At 71.0% G+C, this 22,188-nt stretch carries 20 protein-coding genes; 16 read left to right on the top strand and 4 right to left on the bottom strand.

Features of this window, described 5'->3' with window-relative positions; genetic code table 11:
- Positions 1-202 precede the first annotated feature (202 nt).
- Together AC1DVZ_RS05170 and aspS are read left to right on the top strand one after the other, a co-directional pair.
- On the top strand, positions 203-604 hold the full coding sequence (locus AC1DVZ_RS05170; RefSeq protein ID WP_477617104.1) for a YchJ family protein: 402 nt from the start codon (positions 203-205) through the stop codon (positions 602-604).
- A gap of 39 nt (positions 605-643) precedes the next feature.
- Positions 644-2,455: an aspartate--tRNA ligase gene (gene aspS, locus AC1DVZ_RS05165; RefSeq protein ID WP_477617103.1), complete on the top strand. Its 1,812-nt coding sequence runs from the start codon at positions 644-646 to the stop codon at positions 2,453-2,455.
- Positions 2,456-2,592: 137 nt separating this feature from the next.
- Here the strand turns inward: aspS and AC1DVZ_RS05160 are convergent, their stop codons facing one another.
- Complete coding sequence (locus AC1DVZ_RS05160) at positions 2,593-4,896, bottom strand: putative bifunctional diguanylate cyclase/phosphodiesterase (protein ID WP_477617102.1); 2,304 nt, start codon at positions 4,894-4,896, stop codon at positions 2,593-2,595.
- 178 nt (positions 4,897-5,074) lie between these two features.
- On the opposite strand from AC1DVZ_RS05160, the gene AC1DVZ_RS05155 reads away from it, so the two are divergent.
- The gene (locus AC1DVZ_RS05155) at positions 5,075-5,578 is read left to right on the top strand and encodes a helix-turn-helix domain-containing protein (protein WP_477617101.1); all 504 of its coding nucleotides are present in this window, start codon (positions 5,075-5,077) and stop codon (positions 5,576-5,578) included.
- On the top strand, positions 5,575-6,003 hold the full coding sequence (locus AC1DVZ_RS05150) for a VOC family protein (RefSeq protein WP_477617100.1): 429 nt from the start codon (positions 5,575-5,577) through the stop codon (positions 6,001-6,003). The genes AC1DVZ_RS05155 and AC1DVZ_RS05150 overlap by 4 nt, the downstream gene beginning before the upstream one ends.
- A gap of 32 nt (positions 6,004-6,035) precedes the next feature.
- Here the strand turns inward: AC1DVZ_RS05150 and AC1DVZ_RS05145 are convergent, their stop codons facing one another.
- The 3 genes from AC1DVZ_RS05145 to AC1DVZ_RS05135 all read right to left on the bottom strand — a co-directional run bounded on the left by AC1DVZ_RS05145 (position 6,036) and on the right by AC1DVZ_RS05135 (position 9,927).
- Positions 6,036-6,860, bottom strand: a complete 825-nt coding sequence (locus AC1DVZ_RS05145; RefSeq protein WP_477617099.1) for an alpha/beta fold hydrolase — start codon at positions 6,858-6,860, stop codon at positions 6,036-6,038.
- A gap of 95 nt (positions 6,861-6,955) precedes the next feature.
- Positions 6,956-7,705 carry a GNAT family N-acetyltransferase gene (locus tag AC1DVZ_RS05140; protein WP_477617098.1) on the bottom strand — a complete coding sequence of 250 codons (750 nt, stop codon included), beginning with the start codon at positions 7,703-7,705 and terminating at the stop codon, positions 6,956-6,958.
- Entirely contained in the window at positions 7,702-9,927 is a 2,226-nt protein-coding gene (locus tag AC1DVZ_RS05135; protein ID WP_477617097.1) for an MMPL family transporter, read from the bottom strand. The genes AC1DVZ_RS05140 and AC1DVZ_RS05135 overlap by 4 nt, the downstream gene beginning before the upstream one ends.
- Before the next feature lie 82 nt (positions 9,928-10,009).
- Here AC1DVZ_RS05135 and AC1DVZ_RS05130 point away from each other — a divergent pair, with 82 nt between their 5' ends.
- The 12 genes from AC1DVZ_RS05130 (at position 10,010) to AC1DVZ_RS05075 (ending at position 22,104) form a co-directional block, all read left to right on the top strand.
- Entirely contained in the window at positions 10,010-11,344 is a 1,335-nt protein-coding gene (locus tag AC1DVZ_RS05130) for a replication-associated recombination protein A (RefSeq protein WP_477617110.1), read from the top strand.
- Positions 11,345-11,505: 161 nt separating this feature from the next.
- Positions 11,506-11,904 carry a DUF948 domain-containing protein gene (locus AC1DVZ_RS05125; RefSeq protein ID WP_477617109.1) on the top strand — a complete coding sequence of 133 codons (399 nt, stop codon included), beginning with the start codon at positions 11,506-11,508 and terminating at the stop codon, positions 11,902-11,904.
- Positions 11,905-11,909: 5 nt separating this feature from the next.
- On the top strand, positions 11,910-12,224 hold the full coding sequence (locus AC1DVZ_RS05120) for a DUF6167 family protein (RefSeq protein WP_477617096.1): 315 nt from the start codon (positions 11,910-11,912) through the stop codon (positions 12,222-12,224).
- Between the two features lie 112 nt (positions 12,225-12,336).
- On the top strand, positions 12,337-15,039 hold the full coding sequence (gene alaS / locus AC1DVZ_RS05115; protein WP_477617095.1) for an alanine--tRNA ligase: 2,703 nt from the start codon (positions 12,337-12,339) through the stop codon (positions 15,037-15,039).
- Positions 15,040-15,059: 20 nt separating this feature from the next.
- The gene (gene ruvX / locus AC1DVZ_RS05110) at positions 15,060-15,575 is read left to right on the top strand and encodes a Holliday junction resolvase RuvX (RefSeq protein WP_477617108.1); all 516 of its coding nucleotides are present in this window, start codon (positions 15,060-15,062) and stop codon (positions 15,573-15,575) included.
- Complete coding sequence (gene mltG, locus AC1DVZ_RS05105) at positions 15,572-16,753, top strand: endolytic transglycosylase MltG (RefSeq protein WP_477617094.1); 1,182 nt, start codon at positions 15,572-15,574, stop codon at positions 16,751-16,753. Before ruvX ends, mltG begins: the two co-directional genes overlap by 4 nt.
- Positions 16,746-17,564, top strand: a complete 819-nt coding sequence (locus tag AC1DVZ_RS05100) for a shikimate dehydrogenase (RefSeq protein WP_477617093.1) — start codon at positions 16,746-16,748, stop codon at positions 17,562-17,564. Before mltG ends, AC1DVZ_RS05100 begins: the two co-directional genes overlap by 8 nt.
- A complete protein-coding gene (locus tag AC1DVZ_RS05095; protein ID WP_477617092.1) occupies positions 17,561-18,256 on the top strand; it encodes a prepilin peptidase in 696 nt (231 codons plus the stop codon). Before AC1DVZ_RS05100 ends, AC1DVZ_RS05095 begins: the two co-directional genes overlap by 4 nt.
- 37 nt (positions 18,257-18,293) lie before the next feature.
- Complete coding sequence (gene aroC / locus AC1DVZ_RS05090; RefSeq protein ID WP_477617091.1) at positions 18,294-19,517, top strand: chorismate synthase; 1,224 nt, start codon at positions 18,294-18,296, stop codon at positions 19,515-19,517.
- Positions 19,511-20,047 carry a shikimate kinase gene (locus AC1DVZ_RS05085; protein WP_477617090.1) on the top strand — a complete coding sequence of 179 codons (537 nt, stop codon included), beginning with the start codon at positions 19,511-19,513 and terminating at the stop codon, positions 20,045-20,047. Before aroC ends, AC1DVZ_RS05085 begins: the two co-directional genes overlap by 7 nt.
- Positions 20,044-21,117, top strand: a complete 1,074-nt coding sequence (gene aroB, locus AC1DVZ_RS05080; protein WP_477617089.1) for a 3-dehydroquinate synthase — start codon at positions 20,044-20,046, stop codon at positions 21,115-21,117. The genes AC1DVZ_RS05085 and aroB overlap by 4 nt, the downstream gene beginning before the upstream one ends.
- A 69-nt stretch (positions 21,118-21,186) precedes the next feature.
- On the top strand, positions 21,187-22,104 hold the full coding sequence (locus AC1DVZ_RS05075) for an intradiol ring-cleavage dioxygenase (RefSeq protein ID WP_477617088.1): 918 nt from the start codon (positions 21,187-21,189) through the stop codon (positions 22,102-22,104).
- Positions 22,105-22,188: the final 84 nt, after the last annotated feature.

Below are 22,188 nucleotides of genomic sequence, written 5' to 3'. Positions count from 1 at the left end.
CCCCCGCCCCACACTCGCCCTGGCGGACCTGGGGCACAGCCGTCGTGGCGAGGACGGCGTCGCGCGGCTCGCTGCCCGCAGTAGTCAACCCTCCAGCGACGTCACGCTGCGTTAGCGTGACCCCATGACCGACCCGACCCCGACTCCGCGCCGCACACGACCGTTCGCGACCAGCCGCGCAACCGCTGGCCCGGCGGACTGAGTGGGCGTCTTCGGGACGGGCGCCACCACCGGGTGCCCCTGCGGGAGCGGTCAGCCCTATGCCGGCTGCTGCGGGCCACTGCACGACGGCCAGCGGGCGGCCACCACGGCGGTCGAGCTGATGCGCAGCCGCTACTGCGCCTTCGTCGTGCGGGACGAGGCCTATCTCGTGCGCACGTGGCACCCCCGCACCCGTCCCGCGGCGCTCGAGCTCGAGCACGGGCCGCACTGGCTCGGGCTGACCGTGCTGGCCACGGCCGACGGCCGCGAGGGCGATCCCAGCGGCGAGGTCGAGTTCGAGGCGGCCCACTCCGAGGGCGTGCTCCGCGAACGCAGCCGCTTCGTGCGGCGGGCCGGCCGATGGGTCTACGTCGACGGCGAGGTGCACTCGACCACCTCGTAGGATGGCCGGGTTCACCACCCGCGAATCGAAGGATCTCTCGTGCTCCGCACCCATGAGGCCGGCACCCTGCGTGCCGACCACTCCGGCCAGACCGTCACGCTCACGGGCTGGGTTGCCCGTCGGCGCGATCACGGTGGAGTGGCGTTCCTCGATCTGCGCGACGCCAGCGGGATCGTGCAGGTCGTGGCTCGCGACGAGGTCCTCACCGGTGCGGCCCATGACCTGCGCAACGAGTTCTGCATCCGCGCCACGGGTGAGGTCGTCGCCCGCACCGAGCACAACGTCAACCCGGACCTGCCTACGGGTGAGGTCGAGGTCGTCGCGAGCTCGATCGAGGTGCTCAACGCCTCGGCCCCGCTCCCGTTCCAGATCGACGAGCGCGTCACCGTGGGCGAAGAGGCCCGCCTCAAGCACCGCTACCTCGACCTGCGTCGTCCCGGTGCCTCCTCGGCCGGCAGCGCCATCCGGCTGCGGTCGCGCGTCAACGCCGCTGCCCGCTCGGTGCTGGGCGCCCGCGACTTCGTCGAGATCGAGACGCCGACCCTGACCCGCTCCACGCCCGAGGGCGCCCGTGACTTCCTCGTGCCCGCGCGACTCGCGCCCGGCTCCTGGTACGCGCTGCCGCAGAGCCCCCAGCTGTTCAAGCAGCTGCTCATGGTCGCGGGGATGGAGCGGTACTACCAGATCGCGCGCTGCTACCGCGACGAGGACTTCCGCGCCGACCGCCAGCCCGAGTTCACCCAGCTCGACATCGAGATGTCGTTCGTCGAGCAGGCGGACGTGCTCGAGCTCGGCGAGGAGGTCGTGCGCGAGGTCTGGAAGCTCATCGGTGTCGAGCTGCAGACGCCGTTCCTCCAGATGACCTATGCCGAGGCGATGCGCCGGTTCGGGTCCGACAAGCCCGACCTGCGGTTCGGCACCGAGCTCGTCGAGTGCACCGAGTACTTCCAGGACACCCCGTTCCGGGTGTTCCAGTCGGAGTACGTCGGCGCCGTCGTCATGCCCGGCGGGGCCTCGCAGCCGCGCAAGCAGCTCGACGCCTGGCAGGACTGGGCCAAGAGCCGCGGGGCCAAGGGCCTGGCCTACGTCCTCGTCCAGGAGGACGGGGAGCTCGGCGGGCCGGTCGCCAAGAACCTGTCCGACACCGAGCGTGCCGGCCTCGCAGCGCACGTGGGTGCCCAGCCCGGCGACTGCGTCTTCTTCGCGGCGGGTGCGACCAAGTCGTCCCGTGCCCTGCTCGGTGCCGCGCGCCTCGAGATCGGAAGGCGCTGCGAGCTCATCGACACTGACGCCTGGTCGTTCCTCTGGGTGCTCGACGCCCCACTCTTCGAGCCGACGTCCGACGCGCTCGCCGCGGGTGACGTGGCAGTCGGCGGCGGCGCCTGGACCGCGGTTCACCACGCGTTCACCTCGCCCAAGGCCGAGTTCCTCGACACCTTCGACACCGACCCCGGCACCGCGCTCGCCTACGCCTACGACATGGTCTGCAACGGCAACGAGATCGGCGGCGGGTCCATCCGTATCCACCGCCGGGACGTGCAGGAGCGGGTCTTCAAGGTCATGGGTCTGTCGCAGGAGGAGGCGCAGGAGAAGTTCGGCTTCCTCCTCGACGCGTTCGCCTTTGGCGCCCCGCCGCACGGTGGCATCGCCTTCGGCTGGGACCGTATCGTCTCGCTGCTCGCCGGCACCGAGTCCATCCGCGACGTCATCGCCTTCCCCAAGTCCGGTGGCGGCTACGACCCGCTGACCGCGGCTCCCGCCCCGATCACGTCCGAGCAGCGCAAGGAGGCCGGCGTCGACGCCGCAGCGGAGCCCAAGGCAGCCACGGAACAGGTCGCCGTCGAGGGCTGAGCCCTCACCACGCACACGGCGTATGCCGCCCGCTCGGCTCGAGCGGGCGGCATACCTGTGTCCGGTTCAGGTGCCGCGAAGGCTCCACGTCGCCGCGCTCGTCCTGCGTGTCGCGGTGACGAGGTGGTGCGCCGGCTTCATCCGGGCGCTCGGTCGCGAGGTCGGACCCGGCGCGTGGTGGCCACCCTGCGCAGGTGATCGGCCAGCTCGGTGGGGGACAGCGGTCGAGAGTTCAGGTAGCCCTGGAAGACGGTACATCCGAGCTCCTCGAGCACTCGATGTTGGTGCTCCGTCTCCACCCCCTCGGCGACGACAGTGAGCTCGAGCGCCTCCGCCAGGTCGATGACGGACCGGACCACCATCATCGCCACCGGGTCACCCTGGTCCAGCGGGGTGACGAAGGACCGGTCGATCTTGATCTCGTCCAGCGGCATGGCCCGCAGGTTCGACAGCGAGGCGTACCCGGTGCCGAAGTCATCGAGGGACACCCTGACTCCCTGGTCCCTGATGTCGGCCAGGACAGCCATGGCGTCCTGGTCGACCAGCGACGACTCGGTCACCTCGAGGGTGAGCCGGCCGGCCGGCAGCTTCGCCGCCTCCAACGCCGTGACGACGTCCGCGACGAACCCATGGGCCAGCAGCTGGACCGGGGAGACGTTGACCGACACCCGGATCGGATGGGACCAGGATGCGGCCTCCATGCAGGCCAGCTGCAGCATGCGTCGGCCCAGCGGCAGGATGTCGCCCGACTGCTCCGCCAGCCTGATGAACTGGGAGGGAGGGATGATCTCGCCGGACGGTCGGACCCATCGGCACAGTGCCTCGACGCCGACCACCTGTTGCTGGTCGATCGAGACCTGTGGCTGGAAATGGGCGATGAGCTCGTCGTCGGCGACAGCCGCGGACAGCTCCCGCATCGACGTGATCCGCTGGTCGCTGTCGGACCGGAACTCGGGCCGGAACCGGACCAGGCGGTTCCGCCCGGCGTACTTCGCCTCGTAGAGCGCAAGGTCGGCGGCGATGACCAGGTCCGCGAGTTCCTGCCGATCACCGAGCTGGTCGTGAGCCGCGTACCCGATGCCGCAGGTCACCGAGACCGAGCGTCCGTCGATGTCGAAAGGCGCGTCGGCCACGACCCCGCCCAACCGATCGAACTGCGTCTTCGCCTCGTCCTCGGTGACGCCGGAGAGGAGGACGCCGAACTCGTCGCCACCCAGGCGGGCGAAGAACCCCCTGGACGACATGGCCGCGGCGATCCGCTGAGCGACGGCTTGGAGCAGCCGATCGCCCAGCGGGTGTCCCAGCGAGTCGTTCACGGACTTGAAGTCGTCGAGGTCGATGATGGCCAGCCACAACCGTGTGCTGGACTCCATTCTCAACTGCTCCCCGCTGCCCTCCAGCACGGCGTTGAACGCGTACCGGTTGGGCACACCGGTCAGCGAGTCGGTGATCGCCGCGAGCTGGACTCGTTCCTGTGCCTCGCGTTGCGCGGTGATGTCCGATCCCACCCCGGACCAACCTCCGCCGGGCTGCGGATGGCCCGACAGGCGCCACCACCGTGTCTCACGGGCCACGATGACCGACAGCTCCAGGGCTGCGAACGGTCGATGTGCGGACATCAGCGCAGCGACCGAGATGACGGCGCCGCGGGTCCCGGGTGCACCGATGGCAGACAACCGTTTCAGCAGCCCGGGAAGGGTCAGCCGGTGCAGCTCGCTGGCCGGCAGGCCGCTGACGTCGACGAACCGGGCGGAGGCACGCTCCAGGACACCGTCGGGTGTGGTCTCCCAGATCCAGTCGCGGGACCCACCTTCGAACTCCTCCAACAACAAGGAAACCCGCCGGTGAGCGACCTCGGTGGCGTGCTCGGCGTTCCACCTGGCCTCGAACGAGCGGTTCAGGTAGGCAATGCACACCCCGAGAGCGAGGATGTAGCCGACGCAGAACGCGCCCAGCACCTTGAGCTCCCGCGAGGGCTGGAGGAACGTGGCCAGCGCGTCGCCCAGTCCGATGGTGATGACCCAGGTCATCGCCACCCGCAGGCAGGTGGACAGTGCGACCGCGCCGCAGCCCATCACCCCGGCGATCGTGGCGGCGACGACGACTGCAGACTGGCCTGGAGCCTGGGAGACGACGAGCAGGTAGCCCCACACCCACAGCGAGCCGAACAGTGCCGAGACGCACATCATCTGCGTTCGCACGCGAAGTGGGTGCGGGAACGGAGTCACCCTGCTGGCCGGCAGCCACGCCAGAACCGTGTAGAGGCACGTCAGAACGCCTGCGGCCATCCACGCGAACCGTGCGAAGCCCACCGAGTGAGGGATGACCAGCAGGCCGACGGCGAGAAACGTTGCCGCGTGGGCAATGTTCCCGATCGGAGCGACCCGTGCAGCGGCGGCAACCTGGTGCTGCAGCCACTCCGACTCGATCGAGTCGTCCACTCCCCACCCCCTGACGACTCCGGCTGCCGCCGAGCCCTTGTCGACGTCACATGGCAGCTGTCGGACGCCTCACCTCGAGGGAGCACCATGGCTGACGCATGACGTCATGACTTGCCGTGATTGACGTGGGGGCGACTCGAAATGTGACGCGCGGTGGTCCTCGAGACGGTGGACCAGAATGGGGCGGGTGGATGACAAGGGACTGCGTGCTCCCGGCGACGTGCTCGTGCACCTGCGCCGGGCGCGCGACCACGCCGACCGCCACTACGCCGAACCGGTGGACGTAGCCGGCCTCGCCACGATCGCCGGGCTGAGCAAGTACCACTTCCTGCGGCTGTTCAAGGCGACCTACGGGCTGACGCCGGGGGAGTACCTCTCCCAGCGCCGGATCGAGCGTGCCCAGGACCTGCTGCGCGCCACCAACCTCACCGTCACCGAGGTGTGTCACGCAGTCGGGTTCTCGAGTCTCGGGTCGTTCAGCAGCCGGTTCCGCGCGGTCGTCGGCGAGAGCCCGAGCGACTTCCAGCGCCGGTATGCCGCGGGCGCACCGCACATCCCCGGGTGCTTCGTCTTCATGTGGGGCCTCGCCGAGAAGCAGGACCGTGGGGCGGGCGGGGCTCCCGCCAGTCCGCAATCGAGGAGAAGCCTCTCGCCCAGGCCGGCTCCTAGGCTCGAACCATGATCACGAACATCAGCATCGTCAGCGTCTTCGTCAAGGACCAGGACGAGGCCCTGGCCTTCTACACCGACGTCCTCGGCTTCGAGCTCAAGGACGACATCACCCTCGGGGACGGCTACCGGTGGTGCACCGTGGTGCACCCGAGCCAGCCCGAGCTCAACGTCAACCTCGCGGTCCCTGGTCCACCCCTTGCGCCGGAGATGGTCGAGGCGATCCGGAGGTCGCAGGACGAGGGCGGCATGAACGGGCTCGGTCTGAGCGTCGACGACTGCCAGAAGACCTACGAGGAGCTCAGCGCCAAGGGCGTCGAGTTCATCCAGCCACCGTCGAAGCGTCCCTACGGCACCGAGGCCCTGTGTCGCGACAACTCGGGCAACTGGCTCGTGCTGGTCGAACCGAGCAGCTACACCCCGGAGGACTTCGCCTGACCCCTGCGCGCTGCCCCATGACGGCGGTTGGGCTACTTCGCGAGGAAGGCGACGACGGCCGCGTTGAACTCCGGTGTGTGGCTGGCGAAGATGCCGTGGGGTCCGCCCTCGAGCACGACGAGCTCGCTGCCGGTCACGGCCTCGTGGGTGCGCTGACCCGAGACCTCGAACGGCACGATGGCGTCGCTGTCGCCGTGCACGACCAAGGTGGGGACCGTGACCTTCGCCAGGTCGCCGGTGAAGTCGCTGACCCACGAGCGGATGCACTCCGCCGCCGCGTGGACGTCGGCCTGGGCTGCGAGGGCCAGCGCGTCCTGGCGCTGCTCCTCGGTCACCTTGAGCTCGCCGTCGGCGCTGAAGAAGTTCGTCAGGAACCCGTCGAGGAACCCGGAGGGGTCCTCGCGCAGCTGCCCCTGCATGCCGCTGACCGTGTCGAGGTCGAGGGCGCCGTCAGGGTGGTCGTCGTCCTTCAGCAGGCACGGGGGGATGGCTGCGGCGAACACGACGCTGTGGACGCGGTCCTCGCCGTGGGTCCCGACGTAGCGGGCCACCTCGCCGCCACCCATCGAGAACCCCACGAGGCTGGCGTCCTGCAGGTCGAGCTCGGTCATCAGGACGTCGAGGTCCCCGGTGAGCGTGTCGTAGTCGTAGGAGGAGGCGGCGCCGGGCTTGCCRGACTGGCCGAAACCGCGGCGGTCGTACGTGATCACGCGATAGCCCTCGTCCCGGAGGGCTGGCGTCAGGGTGGACCACGAGGCACCGCTGAGTGGCCAACCGTGGATCAGGACGACCGGACGGCCAGGGCCGCCGCTGTCCTCGAAGTGGATCTCGACGTCGCCGTTGGACATGGTGGCCATGTCAGTCCTCTCGTCAGTGCTTCCGGCTACGGCTGTGGTGCCGGGTCTCCCCGAATGTAGGCACATCCATGGCGTTGGCGCAGGTCGAGGCCCCGTCAGTCGGCCAGCCTGCGGCTCGACCACTCGTGCACGTCGCCGTAGCCGAGTCCGGTGTAGAGCCGGCGCGCCACGGCGTTGTCGGAGTACATCCCGAGGGTGCACGCTCCGCGCTCGCGGACCGCCTCGCGCGTGAGGTGTGCCGTGACGGCCAGTCCCAGCCCCGTCCCGCGGTGGTCGGGGTGCACGGTGATCCCGGACAGGACCGGCCAGCCTGCGACGTTGGGTTCGCGGACACCGCAGGCGACCAGGCGGCCGGAGTCGTCCCGCGCTCCCACCCAGTGCTGGTCCGGGAACTCGAAGGGCCGCGCGTCGGTGCCCGGGTTGGCCACGTCCAGCAGCTCGCGGATCTCGCCGAGGTCGGTGCCGTCCAGGGTGACCAGACCGGACTCGGCGGGGACCTCGGAAGGTGCCCTCGCGGCACACAGCCACTCCCACTCGTTGCCGTCGGCGAGCGGCAGGTGGGCGGCGACCGCGTCCAGCGCGCCGCGCTGGACGGTGACGGACCGGAGCTCTGCGGGAAGGACCCCCTCGCTGAGCATCGCGCCGACGAGGCGCCCGACGTCGGAGGTGGGGCCGATGACCAGCATCCCGAGCCGGCGCGTGTGCGTGCGTCGGGGGAGGGCCACGGCGGCACCGCCCGCGTAGCCCGTGCCTTCCAACGGCGACGGGATGTCGTAGCGGATGAACGCGCTGCCACCGGTGGCGTCGAGGAGGTCGGTGTGGGAGGTGATCTGCCGCAACGTCATTCGGTGATCCCGAAGCGGGCGTGCCAGCGCCGCAGCCCCTGGGGCGCCCACCAGTTCCAGTCGCCGAGCAGGGCCATCGTGGCGGGAACGAGCAGCATCCGGACGAGGGTGGCGTCGAGCAGCACCGCCACGGCCAGACCCACGCCGGTCTCCTTGATGACGAGCAGCTGCCCGGCGACGAACCCGGAGAAGACGATCACGRCGAGCACCGCCGCCGAGGTGATGATCCGTCCCGACCGTTGCAGGCCCGCGATGACGGACTCGTCGTTGCCGACGCCCCGCTCGTGCAGCTCGACGATGCGCGACAGGAGGAACACCTCGTAGTCCATCGACAGCCCGAACCCGAAGGCCAGCACCAGCATCGGGATCGTCGACTCGATCGCCCCGACCGAGTCGAAGCCCAGGAGGCCCTCGAGGTGCCCGTGCTGGAAGATCCACACGACGACGCCCAGGCTCGCGCCGAGGGACACCACGTTCATGAGCAGCGCCTTGACCGGGATGACGACCGACCCGGTCATGAGGAAGAGCAGCACGAGGGTGGCGAGGGCGACCAGCGCGAACGCGATGGGGGCGCGTTCGCGCAGCGAGTCGGTGAAGTCGCGCAGGCCCGAGGCCTCGCCGATCACCTTGGTGGGGAAGTCCGGGCGGTCGGCCCGAAGCGCGGTCACGGCGTCACGCGCGCCGTCGCCGAGCGCGCCACCCGCGGTGTCGATCTCCACGACGGTCAGGCCGGCGTCGACGCTCTCGACCCGCCCGGTGAGGCGCTGCCCGTCGACGACCGGCAGCGACGCGGCATACGCCTGGGTCTCCTCCAGCCCTGCCTCGGCAACCACCTGCACGTCCGGGCCGGACAGCTGCGGGTACTGGCGCTCCAGGGCCGTGAAGAACTCACGCTGGGGTGCGCTGACGGGCAACAGCTCCTTGCCGGAGGACGTCAGCCGGAGGTGGAGGGCCGGGGCGGCCAGGGTTCCGAGGACGACGAGCACGGCGACGATGACGAGCAGCGGGTGAGCGAACACGCGGGTGGCGAGGCTGGAGAAGACGCCCTCCTCGGGGGCCTGCTCCGTGCCTCGCTTCAGCAGTCGGCGAGCGCCGACGACGCAGAGTGCGGGCACCAGGGTCAGGGCCACGAGCATCGCCACGAGGACGACCGACAGGCCGGCCGAGCCGATGGCCTTGAGGATCGACGCCTCGAACACGAGCAGGCCGCCGAGGGAGATCGCGACGGTCAGGGCGGAGAAGACGACGGTCCGCCCGGCCGAGTCCACGGTGCGGGCGACCGACGCGAGGATCTCGTCGCGCGTGATCTCGGCGGCGGGGCGACCCTGCACGCGGCTGCGCAGCTCCTCGCGGAACCGGCTGACCGTGAGGAGCCCGTAGTCGATGCACAGGCCCAGCCCGAGGACCGTGACGACGTTGACCACGGTGGCGTCGAGGTCGATGACGTGGGAGAACCCGAGCAGCGACGCGAGAGCGCCGGCGATGGAGGCGATGGCCCCGATGATCGGCATGCCGGCCGCCACGAAACCACCGAAGACGAGCACCATGACCAGGAAGCTGATCGGCAGGGCGATCCCCTCGCCTGCGCGCAGGTCGGTCTCCACCTGGGACGTGATCGCCTCGATGAGGTCGGCCAGGCCGCCGGTGGTTCCCTGGGCACCCGGCACCGCGGCGACGAGGTCGTGGAACTGCCTGTCGACCTGCGCCTGCGTCCTGTCGCGCTCCTCGCCGGTCAGGTCGCGGTCGAAGGTCACGACGGCGGCGAACCCGTCTCCGGACGTCGGCAGCAGAGCCCTCGCCGCGGGGCTGTCGAGCCCTGTGGGTACGAGCTGGGGCGCGGCGACGGAGGCCACCCCGTCGATGCGACCGATCGTCTCGGCCGCGGAGCGCACGGCTGTGACTGTCGCGGGCGCGGCGGCGTCGGCCCCCGTCACCTGGAGGAGGTGGGTGGAGGTGGCCGAGCGGCCCGCGGCGACGAGCTGGTCGCGTCCTTGGAGGTTCTCCCCGGCGACGGAGGGCTCGCCGGTCTGCAGGCGGTCGAACAGCGACTGGTTGCCGAAGGCGCCGGAGGCACCCGCGAACGCGGCGACGACCGCGAGCAGCCAGAGCACGATGACCGTCCTGGGATGACGCCCGACGAAGCCGCCGAGGTGGGAGAGGGCGGAGGTCGACCGGTCGGGGTGAGCGGCGGCGGCGGATGGCTGGTCGGGCGCGTCGGTCACGGGGGATAGCCTGCCACCCGTGGGAACTGGTGCTGACGATGACCTGTTCGGTGTGGCCGCGTCCGCGCGGGACGGCGACGGTATGCCGTCGGGAGCCTCCCTGCCTCCTCTCGCCGTCCGCATGCGGCCGCGCTCGCTGGAGGAGGTGCGCGGCCAGTCCGACGTGCTGCGACCGGGGAGTCCGCTGCGCCGGCTGATCGAGGGTTCCGGCGGATCGGCAGGAGCTCTCAGCGCGATCATCTGGGGGCCTCCCGGCACCGGCAAGACGACCCTGGCCCACCTCGTCGCGACCGCGGCCGACCGCCGGTTCGTCGAGCTCTCGGCCGTGACCGCAGGTGTCAAGGACGTCCGGACCGTCATGGACCAGGCCGCCCGCGAACGCGACATGTACGACCGCCAGACGGTCCTGTTCCTCGACGAGATCCACCGGTTCACCAAGGCCCAGCAGGACGCGTTGCTGCCCGGCGTCGAGACCCGGCAGGTCATCCTCGTCGCGGCGACCACCGAGAACCCCTCGTTCTCGATCATCGCGCCCCTGCTGTCCCGCTCGATGCTCATCACGCTCACGTCCCTGTCCGACGAGGAGGTGGCCGACGTCCTCGCGGCTGCCATCGCCGACGGGCGAGGGCTGGCGGGGGAGTACGCACTGGCCGACGACGCGACCGCTCACCTCGTGCGGATCTCCGGCGGCGACGCCCGGCGGGCACTCACCGCGCTGGAGGCTGCCGCGGGAGTGGCGCAGGACGGCATACCGGCTGGTGCGGAGCCGGACGGGCCCGTGGAGATCACGCTGGCGCACACCGAGCAGGCGGTGGCGTTCGCGAGCGTGCGCTACGACAAGACCGGCGACCAGCACTACGACGTCGCGTCGGCCCTGATCAAGTCGATGCGAGGCTCCGACGTCGATGCCGCGCTGCACTACCTCGCCCGCATGCTCGAGGCAGGGGAGGACCCTCGGTTCATCGCGCGCCGCATCGTCATCGCGGCGTCCGAGGACGTCGGCATGGCAGACCCCACGGCGCTCCAGACCGCGGTCGCCGCCATGCACGCGGTGGCCCAGATCGGGATGCCCGAGGCGCGGATCATCCTGGCGCAGGCCGTGGTCCACAACGCCCTCGCGCCCAAGAGCAACGCGGCCTACACCGGCATCAACGAGGCCATCGCCGACATCCGCGCGGGCCGTGGTGGGGCGGTGCCGCCATCGCTGCGCGGCAGCGGGTATGCCGGTGCGACCCGGTTGGGGCACGGGGACGGCTACGTCTACGCCCACTCCGAGCCCGACGGGGTCGCCCAGCAGGACTACCTGCCCGACGACCTGCAGGGCACGACCGACTACTACCGGCCGACCGACCGCGGTTTCGAGGAGCGCCTCGGCCCCCGCTGGGCGTGGCTCAAGTCCCGCATCCGCCGCTCCTGACACCCGGCGGGCACCTTCCGCGGCGAGACGACGGGGTCGAGGAGTCCCGATCGCACCCTCCGTTCATGGCGAACGTGCGATCGTGACCCCTGGAGCGTCGACAACTCCCGCGGTCGCGCGAGGCATCCTCGTGGTCGGTTAGGGTGACCAGCATGGATTCAGTGAGTCTGGGCGACATCGCGGGCACGATCGCGGCGCTGGCCTTTGCGTTCCTCGTCTTCCGACTGGGGAGCGTCATCGGCAAGGCGGGCAAGATCCTCGACGAGACGAGGGTCAGCCTGCGCAGCACCACGGAGAACGTCCAGCCGACCCTGCTCAAGCTCACCGACACGGTCAGCCTGACCAACGAGCAGCTGGCCCGGGTCGACGGCATCACGACGAACGTCTCGGCGATCACCACGAACGCCAGCGCGCTCACCGCCCTGTTCGCGGCCACGCTCGGATCGCCGGTCGTGAAGGTTGCAGCCTTCACCTACGGCGTCCGCTCGGCCATGGGTGCCAAGGGCACCCGCGGCTCAGGCACCCGCAGCGCAGGCGGCCGTCGCCGCCGCAGGGGCTGATCACCATGGCACGTCTGTTCTGGGTGGCGCTGGGCGCCGCAGCCGGTGTGTATGCCGTGCGCAAGGTCAGCAAGGCCGCCGAGGCCTACACGCCGACCGGGGTCGCCCACGGGCTGGCCGACTTCGGTGACGGCCTGCGCGAGCTCGCCGCCGCCGTGCGCGAGGGCATGGCCGAGCGCGAGGGCGAGCTGCGTCTCGCCCTGGGCATCGATGCCGGCACCGCCGACGACCCCGAGGCGAGCGCGGCACGCCTCGACGCAGCCTCGGCACGGGCGCTGCTCGACGACCCCACGGGACCGCGGGGCGGACGAGCTTTCTAGGGGCGCTGGCGCACCCGCGCCGTCGCCCCGGCATACCCCCGTTGTTTGCCCGTACGATTCGTCATGCCGGCCCGTCGGTGGCCCCGCATGCGCCTAAGGACTGAGTACTTTCATGGAAACCGCCGAGATCAGGCGCCGCTTTCTCTCGTTCTACGAGAGCAAGGGCCACACGATCGTCCCCTCGTCGCCGCTCGTCTACGACGACCCCAACCTGTTGTTCGTCAACGCCGGCATGGTGCCGTTCAAGCCGTACTTCCTCGGCCAGCAGGCTCCGCAGTGGGACCGCGCCACGTCGGTGCAGAAGTGTGTCCGCACGGGTGACATCGAAGAGGTCGGCAAGACCTCCCGCCACGGCACGTTCTTCCAGATGAACGGCAACTTCTCGTTCGGCGACTACTTCAAGGAAGGCGCGATCAGGTTCGCCTGGGAGCTCATCACGACGCCCCAGGGGCAGGGTGGCTACGGCCTCGACCCCGACAAGATCTGGCCCACCGTCTACGAGGACGACGACGAGGCCTACCAGCTGTGGCACCGCGACATCGGCATTCCGGCCGAGCGGATCACCCGGCGCGGCAAGCTCGACAACTACTGGCACATGGGTGTCCCCGGCCCCGGTGGCCCCTGCAGCGAGCTCTACCTCGACCGGGGTCCGGAGTACGGCCGCGAGGGTGGCCCGGCCGTCGACGAGGACCGCTACCTCGAGTTCTGGAACCTCGTCTTCATGCAGTACGAGCTGTCCGCCGTGCGCGCCAAGGACGACTTCGACATCTCGGGCGAGCTGCCCAAGAAGAACATCGACACCGGCATGGGCCTCGAGCGGATGGCGACCCTGCTCCAGGGCGTCGACAACCTCTACGAGATCGACGAGGTCTACCCCGTCCTGGACCGGGCGGCCGAGCTGACCGGCAAGAAGTACGGCGCGCACTCGGGCCACGCGGCCAGTGAGTCGCACCCCGACGACGTCCGGCTGCGGGTCGTCGCCGACCACGTGCGGTCGTCCCTGATGCTCATCGGTGACGGTGTGACGCCCGGCAACGAGGGCCGCGGTTACGTGCTGCGGCGCATGCTGCGCCGCGCGGTGCGTTCGATGCGGCTGCTCGGGTATGACGAGCCCAGCCTGCCGCTGCTGCTGCCTGTCTCCGTGGAGCGGATGAAGAACTCCTACCCCGAGCTCGAGGCCGGTTTCGACCGCATCTCCCAGATCGCGTACGCCGAGGAGGAGGCGTTCCGCCGCACCCTCGCCTCCGGCACGACGATCCTCGACACCGCGGTCGCGAAGACGAAGTCGTCCGGCGGCAGCACGCTCGCCGGTGACCAGGCGTTCGCGCTGCACGACACCTACGGCTTCCCGATCGACCTCACCCTCGAGATGGCCTCGGAGCAGGGCCTGGAGGTCGACCGCGAGGGCTTCACCCGACTCATGGAGGAGCAGCGCAACCGCGCCAAGGCCGACGCCAGGTCCAAGAAGGGCGGGCACGCCAACACCGAGGTCTGGAAGGACCTGCGGGCGCTCGGCGCGACCGACTGGCGCGCCTACCAGGAGCTGACCAGCGACGCGAAGGTGCTCGGCATCATCCTCGACGGCGAGCGGGTCGAGGAGCTCGAGCCCGGTCAGCGCGGCCAGGTCGTGCTCGACCGCACTCCGTTCTATGCCGAGTCCGGTGGCCAGATCGCGGACGAGGGCGTCATCACCGCGGACGGCGCGCACCTCAAGGTCGTGGACGTCCAGCGCCCCGTGAAGGGCCTGGTCGCGCACACCGTCGAGGTGCTCACGGGTCCGCTGCGGACCGGTCAGGACGTCTCCGCCGAGGTCGACGCCGACTGGCGCATCTCGGCCTGCCAAGCGCACTCGGGCACCCACGTGGTGCACGCGGCGCTTCGCCAGGTGCTCGGCCCGACCGCCCTGCAGTCGGGCTCGTACAACAAGCCGGGCTACCTGCGGCTCGACTTCGCCTGGGGTCAGGGCCTGTCGCCCGAGACCCGCAGCGAGATCGAGGAGGTCGCGAACCTCGCCGTCCGCCAGGACCTGCCGGTGTCCGCGCAGTACATGACCCTGCCGCAGGCGCGTGAGTTCGGCGCGCTTGCCCTCTTCGGCGAGAACTACGACGAGCAGGTCCGCGTCATCGAGATCGGCGGCCCCTGGTCGCGCGAGCTCTGCGGTGGCACCCACGTGGGCCACTCCTCGCAGATCGGTGCGCTCACCGTCACCGGCGAGTCGTCGGTCGGGTCGGGTGTGCGACGCCTCGAGGCGTTCGTCGGCATGGACGCGCTGCACTACCTCGCCAAGGAGCGGGCCCTGGTCGCCGAGCTCACCGACATCGTCAAGGTGCAGCCGGGCGAGCTCAAGGAGCGGGTGGCCGCCCTCGTGGCGCGGGTCCGCGACGCCGAGCGCGAGCTGGAGAAGCTGCGCCGTGAGCAGGTCCAGGCCGCGACCGGCAAGCTGGTCGAGTACGCCCACGACGTCGACGGCGTCCGCGTGCTGACCCACGACGCGGGCGACGGGACGTCGGCTGACGACCTGCGCACGATGGTGCTGGACCTGCGCAACCGTCTCGGTGACGCCGCACCGTCCGTCGTCGCGCTGACCGGGGTGGCCAGCGGTCGCCCAGCCATCGTCGTCGCCACCAACGCCGGCGCTCGTGACCGCGGAGTCAAGGCGGGGGCACTGGTGCKCCTGGCCGCCCAGACCCTCGGCGGCGGTGGAGGCGGCAAGGACGACCTGGCGCAGGGCGGTGGCACCGACCCCAGCCGCACCGGCGAGGCGCTCGGTCAGATCGACCGTGCCGTGCAGGCGGCGACCCAGGGACCTGGGTGAACCAGTCCACCTCGACCTCGATGCCCACCCGCCCCGGCCGGCGGGTGGGCATCGACGTCGGCAGCGTGCGGGTAGGTGTCGCGGCGAGCGACCCGTCCGCCCTGCTGGCGACCCCGGTGCGGACCGTGTCGCGAGATCCCGACGAGGCTGCTGCAGCCCCGACCGACCTCGAGGAGGTCGCCGTCATCGTGACCGAGCTGGAGGCCGTCGAGGTCGTGGTGGGCCTGCCCCGCACCCTCGCGGGTGAGGAAGGTGCCGCCGCAGAGGCCGCCCGCACGTATGCTGGGCGGCTGTCGGTGCGCATCGCCCCCGTGCCCGTCCGTCTGGTCGACGAGCGACTCACGACGGTCGATGCCCACCGCAACCTCCGCGAGAGCGGGGTCGACGGTCGGCGGCAGCGCTCGGTCGTCGACCAGGCCGCTGCAGTCCTCATCCTGCAGGCAGCCCTCGACACGGAGCGCAACTCCGGGCGACCGCCCGGGGAGCTGGTCAGGACAGGTGGGCGCAAGCCCAGGACGAAGGACAGGCGGCGATGACCGACCCCCATCTGGAGCACTCGATCTTCGGGGGGCACGAGGACGCGCACGGCAGCCGGTCCGACGTCCGCAGTCGAGCGGACCGTCGTCACGCCAGCCGCCGACCGCGCCGGAGGGGCCGTCGGCTCGGATGCCTGTTCGTGGCCCTGGCGATCGTCGCGGTGGCGGCGTTCGCGGCATACACGGTGCTGCGTCCGATGGTCGACGGGTTCCTGGAGAGCAACGACTACCCGGGTCCCGGCACCGGTGAGGTGCAGATCGTCGTCAACGACGGCGACACGGGCCGCACGATCGGCGCGACCCTGCAGAAGGCCGACGTGGTCAAGACGGCCAAGGCCTACCTCGACGCCGCCGCAGCGGACACGCGAGCCGCGGCGATCCAGCCCGGCAGCTACACCATGAAGAAGCAGATGACCGCCAAGGCGGCGCTCGCGATCCTGGTGGACTCCAAGAACCGCAGTGTCCCCCGGGTCACGGTGCGCGAGGGGCTCTGGAAGAGCGAGGTGTTCGCGGCGCTGTCCAAGGGCACCGGTGTCCCCGTCGCGGAGTACACGGCGGCGGCCAAGAACCCACAGGCCCTCGGGCTCCCCGCGGGCGCCAAGGGCAACGTCGAGGGCTACCTGTACCCCGCGACGTACGAGTTCCCCGTCAAGGCGACGGCCGCCCAGCAGCTCAAGATCATGGTGGCCCAGGCGGTCGCCGAGCTCGAGAAGGCCGGGGTCAGCGAAGCAGACTTCCAGAAGACGCTCATCGTGGCCTCGATCGTCGAGGGGGAGGCAGGGGTCGCCGACCGGGGCAAGGTCGCCCGCGTCATCGAGAACCGCCTCGACAACCCGAACGGCCCCACCGTCGGTCTGCTGCAGATGGACTCGACGGTGAACTTCGCACTCCAGAAGCGGGGCAACCTGACCAAGACCGAGTACGACTCCGCGAAGACCAACCGCTACGACACGTACGCCTTCAAGGGTCTGCCCCCGGGCCCGATCAGCAGCCCGGGCGCCAAGGCCATCGAGGCCGCTGCCAAACCCACCGCTGGGCCGTGGTTCTACTTCGTGACGGTCAACTACGACACCGGCGAGACGCTGTTCGCCGTGACCCAGGCCGAGCACGACCGCAACAACGCGCAGCGCCAGGAGTGGTGCGACGCCAACAAGCCGAAGTGCGAGGGCGGTGGCTGACCCGCGCCGCGCGGCGGTCCTCGGATCACCGGTGGCGCACTCCCTGTCACCGGTGTTGCACGGCGCGGGCTACCGCACGCTGGGCCTCACCGACTGGTCGTATGCCGCGCACGAGGTCCACGAGCCAGAGCTCGCGGGGTGGGTGGCCGGCCTCGACGGGTCGTGGCGGGGGCTGAGCCTGACCATGCCGCTCAAGGAGGTCGCCTTCACCGTGGCCACGACGGTCACCGAGACGGCTCGCGTCACCGGGGTCGTGAACACCCTGGTGCGCCGCCACGACGGCGGGTGGGACGCCCACAACACCGACGTCCGGGGCATCGAAGCGGCGCTGGCGGACATCGACCACGGTGGTGCTGCGACCCTGCTCGGCGGGGGCGCGACAGCGCGCTCCGCCGTCCTCGCCCTCGGTGCCCTGGGGGTGGAGCGGATCCGCCTCGCGGTGCGCGGTGAGCCCCGACCCGAGACCCTGCGGCTCGCGGTGCATGCCGGCATCGCGGTGGAGGTCCTACCGCTGGCCTCCTGGGGCAGGGGCCACCGCGGCGGGCTCGTCCTCAGTACCCTGCCGCCCGCAGCGGGCGAGGTGGCTGCCCAGGCACTGGGCCACGGCAGACGATCCGGCACGCTGATGGACGTGGTCTACGCCGACTGGCCGACCCCGCTGGCCCGCGCCGCCGCGGCGGTGGGCATGGATGTGGTGTCCGGCCTCGACATGCTGGTCTACCAGGCCGCTGAGCAGTTCCGCCTCTTCACCGGCGAGCAGGCGCCCGTCCAGGCGATGTATGCCGCCGGGAGACAGGCTCTCGGCCGATGATCGACCTCGCCGTCGGCTCGGGCACCGCCGCCTGGGTGATCGTCCTGCTGGCCGTGGCGGGGGCCGGCCTCGGAGCGGTGACGGGGCGGTCGCTGGCGGAAGCCGGCTACCGGATCGAGTCCGACGAGGCGGGGACCCCGCCCCGACACTGGTGGTGGCCGGCGGTCGCGCTCGCCCTGCTCTGGGCGCTGGTGGGCTGGCGGATCGGTGACCTCGCGGGATGGGCCGCGGCGCCGGCATACCTGCTCTTCGCCTGGTTGGCCGTCGGGCTCGTGTGGATCGACGCCGACGTGCACCGCCTGCCAGACGGCCTGGTGCTGCCGGCCTATCCGGCCCTGCTCGTGCTCGTTGTCGTCGCCACAGCGGGCCTGGGCGACTGGGGTGCCCTGGTGCGGGCGCTCGCGTGCATGGCCGCGATGTACGTCCTGTACTTCATCCTGGCATTCGTCTCCCCGAGCTCACTGGGCTTCGGGGACGTCAAGCTGTCCGGCCTCATCGGGCTCCTGCTCGGGTGGCTCGGGGTGGGCCACGCCGTCGTGGCGCTGCTGGCGGGTTTCCTGGTGGGCGGGGTGATCGCCCTCGTCATGCTCGTCGGGCAACGGGTCGGGCTGCGCTCGCACATCGCGTTCGGGCCGTCGATGCTCGCGGGCGCCTTCGTCGCGCTTGTGTTCGAGTACCACGTGCTGGCCTAGCGACGGGCGCTGTCGGCCTGCATGGGAGGATCGGGGCATGCTTCGCTGGTTGACCGCAGGTGAGTCCCACGGCCCGGCCCTCCTCGCGACGATCGAGGGTCTCCCGGCCGGGGTCGAGGTGACGACCAAGGACGTCGCCGCCGCGCTGGCCCGCCGACGCCTCGGCTTCGGCCGTGGCGCGCGGATGAAGTTCGAGCAGGACGACGTCGAGTTCCTCGGAGGGCTGCGCCACGGCGTGACGATGGGGTCCCCGGTCGCCATCCGGATCGGCAACACTGAGTGGCCGAAGTGGGAGACCGTGATGTCGCCGGACCCAGTCTCCGCAGAGGCGTATGCCGCGTCCGACGACGTGAACGCGGAGAAGGAGGTCGCCCGCAACCGACCCCTCACCCGTCCCCGCCCGGGCCACGCCGACCTCGTCGGGATGCAGAAGTACGCCTTCGACGATGCGCGCCCGGTGCTCGAGCGGGCGTCCGCCCGCGAGACGGCAGCCCGGGTCGCGCTGGGTGAGGTGGCGTCCCGGTTCCTCGAGCAGGCCTACGGCATCCGGCTCGTCTCGCACACGGTTGCCATCGGCGCGGCCAGCGTGTCCGAGGACGCGCCGCTGCCCACTCCCGACCAGGTCGAGCAGATCGACGCCGACCCCGTGCGGACCCTCGACGCCGCGGGTTCCGCGGCGATGGTCGCCGAGGTCGAGGCGGCCAAGAAGGACGGCGACACCCTCGGCGGTGTCGTCGAGGTCGTGGCCTACGGGCTGCCGCCGGGTCTGGGCTCGCACGTCCACTGGGACCGCAGGCTCGACGCCCAGCTCGCGGCAGCGCTGATGGGTATCCAGGCCATCAAGGGTATGGAGGTCGGCGACGGTTTCCGTACCGCAGCCCGTCGCGGGTCTGCCGCCCACGACGAGATGGAGCGCGACGAGTCGGGAGTCATCCACCGACGCACCGGGCGGGCCGGCGGCACCGWGGGTGGCATGTCCACCGGTGATGTCCTGCGCGTGCGTGCCGCGATGAAGCCCATCTCGACCGTGCCCCGCGCCCTCGACACCGTGGACACGACCGGCGCCGAGGCGGCCAAGGCGATCCACCAGCGCTCCGACGTGTGCGCGGTGCCCGCGGCCGGTGTGGTGGCGGAGGCGATGGTCGCCCTGGTGCTCGCTCAGGCCTGCGTCGAGAAGTTCGGCGGCGACTCGGTGAGCGAGACGGCCCGCAACCACGCGGCATACCTCGCCTCCATCCCCGAGGCGATGCGCACGTGGTGAAGGGCGCCGCGGGACCCCGCGTGGTCCTGATCGGGCCGCCCGGGGTGGGCAAGAGCACGATCGGACGGCGCGTGGCGCGGGCCCTCGACCTCACCTGGCACGACACCGACCGCGCCATCGAGACGGCGGCCGGCCAGTCCATCGCGGACCTGTTCGTCGACCACGGCGAGGCCCACTTCCGTGACCTCGAGCGCACCGAGGTGCTGCGGGCCCTGGGGCAGGAGTCCGGGATCGTGTCGGTCGGAGGCGGAGCGCCGATGGACCCCGACGTGCAGGCGGCCCTGGCCGGACACACCGTCGTCTTCCTCGACGTGGGGATCGCGGATGCCGCCAGGCGGATCGGGTTCGACGCGAGTCGTCCGCTGCTCATGGTGAACCCCCGGGCGAGCTGGACCAAGATGATGAACGAGCGCCGACCGACCTACCAGCGGCTGGCCACCCTGCGTGTCGACACCGCGGGCCGCAAGCCCGCGGCCGTCGTCGAGGAGATCCTGGCCTTCCTCGGCGCACCCACAGGAGGGCAGGCATGAGCACCACCCGCATCAGCGTCGGGGGAGACTACGAGGTCGTCATCGGCACCGGCCTCCTCGACGAGCTGCCCGAGCTCGTCGGAGAGGGAGTGCAGCGAGTCCTCGTCGTGCACCCCAGGGCACTGGCAGCGACGGGTGAGGGCGTCCGTGAAGCGTTGGTGGCCAAGGGTTTCGAGGCGTATGCCGCGGAGGTGCCCGACGCCGAAGAGGCCAAGACCGCGCAGGTCGCCGCCTTCCTGTGGGGCGTCCTGGGGCAGGCAGGGTTCACCCGCTCGGACGCCATCGTCAGCGTCGGGGGAGGGGCGACGACCGACCTGGCGGGGTTCGTGGCAGCGACCTGGCTGCGCGGCATCACAGTGGTGCACGTCCCCACGACCCTGCTCGCCATGGTCGACGCCGCCGTGGGTGGCAAGACGGGGATCAACACGCCCGAGGGCAAGAACCTCGTCGGGTCGTTCCACCCGCCGGCCGGGGTCCTGTGCGACCTCGCGACGCTGGAGACCTTGCCGACGCACGACTTCGTGGCCGGGCTGGCCGAGGTCGTCAAGTGCGGTTTCATCGCCGACCCCGTCATCCTCGACCTGGTCGAGGCCGACCCCGACGCGGTGAAGCGGGCCGACGGTCCCCACGTCCGCGAGCTCATCGAGCGCGCCGTCCGGGTCAAGGCGGACGTCGTCTCCCAGGACCTCAAGGAGGCCGACCTGCGCGAGATCCTGAACTACGGCCACACCTTCGGGCACGCCGTCGAGCAGGTCGAGCGCTATGCGTTCCGGCACGGGGCAGCGGTGTCGATCGGCATGGTCTACGTCGCCGAGCTCGCGCGCCTCGCGGGGAAGATGGACGACGCCCTGGTGGAGCGGCACCGGTCGGTCCTGGGTTCGCTCGGTCTGCCGGTCTCCTATCGCGGCGACCGGTGGCCGCAGCTGCTCGACGCGATGAAGCGCGACAAGAAGTCGCGCGGGTCGCTGCTCCGGTTCGTCATCCTGTCTGGCCTGGCCAAACCCGTGCGGCTGGAGGGGCCGGACCCCGCCCTGCTCCAGGCGGCCTACGCCGAGGTCAGCCGCGACTGAACCCGGGCTCACAGGAAGCGCACAGCCACCGCACAAGTCCCGGATGGCCGGAGCGCCCACAGTGGGTCCATGAGCGCGAACCAGACTCCAGAGGACCACGGGACCGACCACTTCGGGTTCCCCCACGACGACCGGCACGACCGCGGGCTCGAGTTCGACGTCCGGACGCTGCTGGCCAGGCGACGGGTGCTGGGCATCCTCGGCGGGCTCGGCGCCGGAGCGGCGCTGGCCGCGTGCGGGACGTCCGCCGGCTCGGGCACCTCCAGCTCGTCGACGAGCAGCTCCGCCAGTTCCAGCTCGTCGACCAGCAGCTCGTCGACCAGCAGCTCCGCGGGCTCCAGCGCCTCCGGCACCACCCCGAAGGCCGAGGTGCCCGACGAGACCGGAGGCCCCTACCCGGGTGACGGCTCGAACGGCCCCAACGTCCTCGACGACTCCGGCATCGTGCGCTCCGACATCACGCGCAGCTTCGGTTCATCGACGACCAGGGCCGAGGGCATCCCCCTCACGATCAACCTCACGGTCACCGACGCGGGCAACGGCTACGCCGCCATGGCCGGTGCGGCGGTCTACCTGTGGCACTGCGACCGTGACGGCCAGTACTCGCTGTACTCCCAGGGCGTCACCGACGAGAACTACCTCCGTGGGGTGCAGGCGACCAACTCGTCCGGCACGGCGACGTTCACGAGCATCTTCCCCGCGGCATACTCCGGTCGCTGGCCGCACATCCACTTCGAGGTCTACCAGTCCCTCTCGCAGGCCACGAGCAGCGGCCAAATCGTCAAGACCTCGCAGATCGCCCTTCCCGAGGCGGCGTGCACGGAGGTCTACGCGACGACGGGCTACGAGGCCAGCCTGCAGAACCTCGCCCGCACCTCCTTGACGCAGGACATGGTGTTCGGCAACGACGGCGCGATCTACCAGCTGGCGACGGTCACCGGGAACACCTCCGACGGCTACGTCGCCAACCTCACGATCGGGGTCTGACCACCGAGGACACGACGCGCCGGGGGCAGGTGCGCCGTCGAGCGAATGCAGCGGCGAGTCGTGTCCTCGGATGGGCGCCGCGAA

The organism is Pedococcus sp. P2_E5, assembly GCF_056403895.1.
The sequence above is the reverse complement of the archived record's forward strand: the minus strand, read 5'-3'. Positions and strand labels throughout refer to the sequence as shown.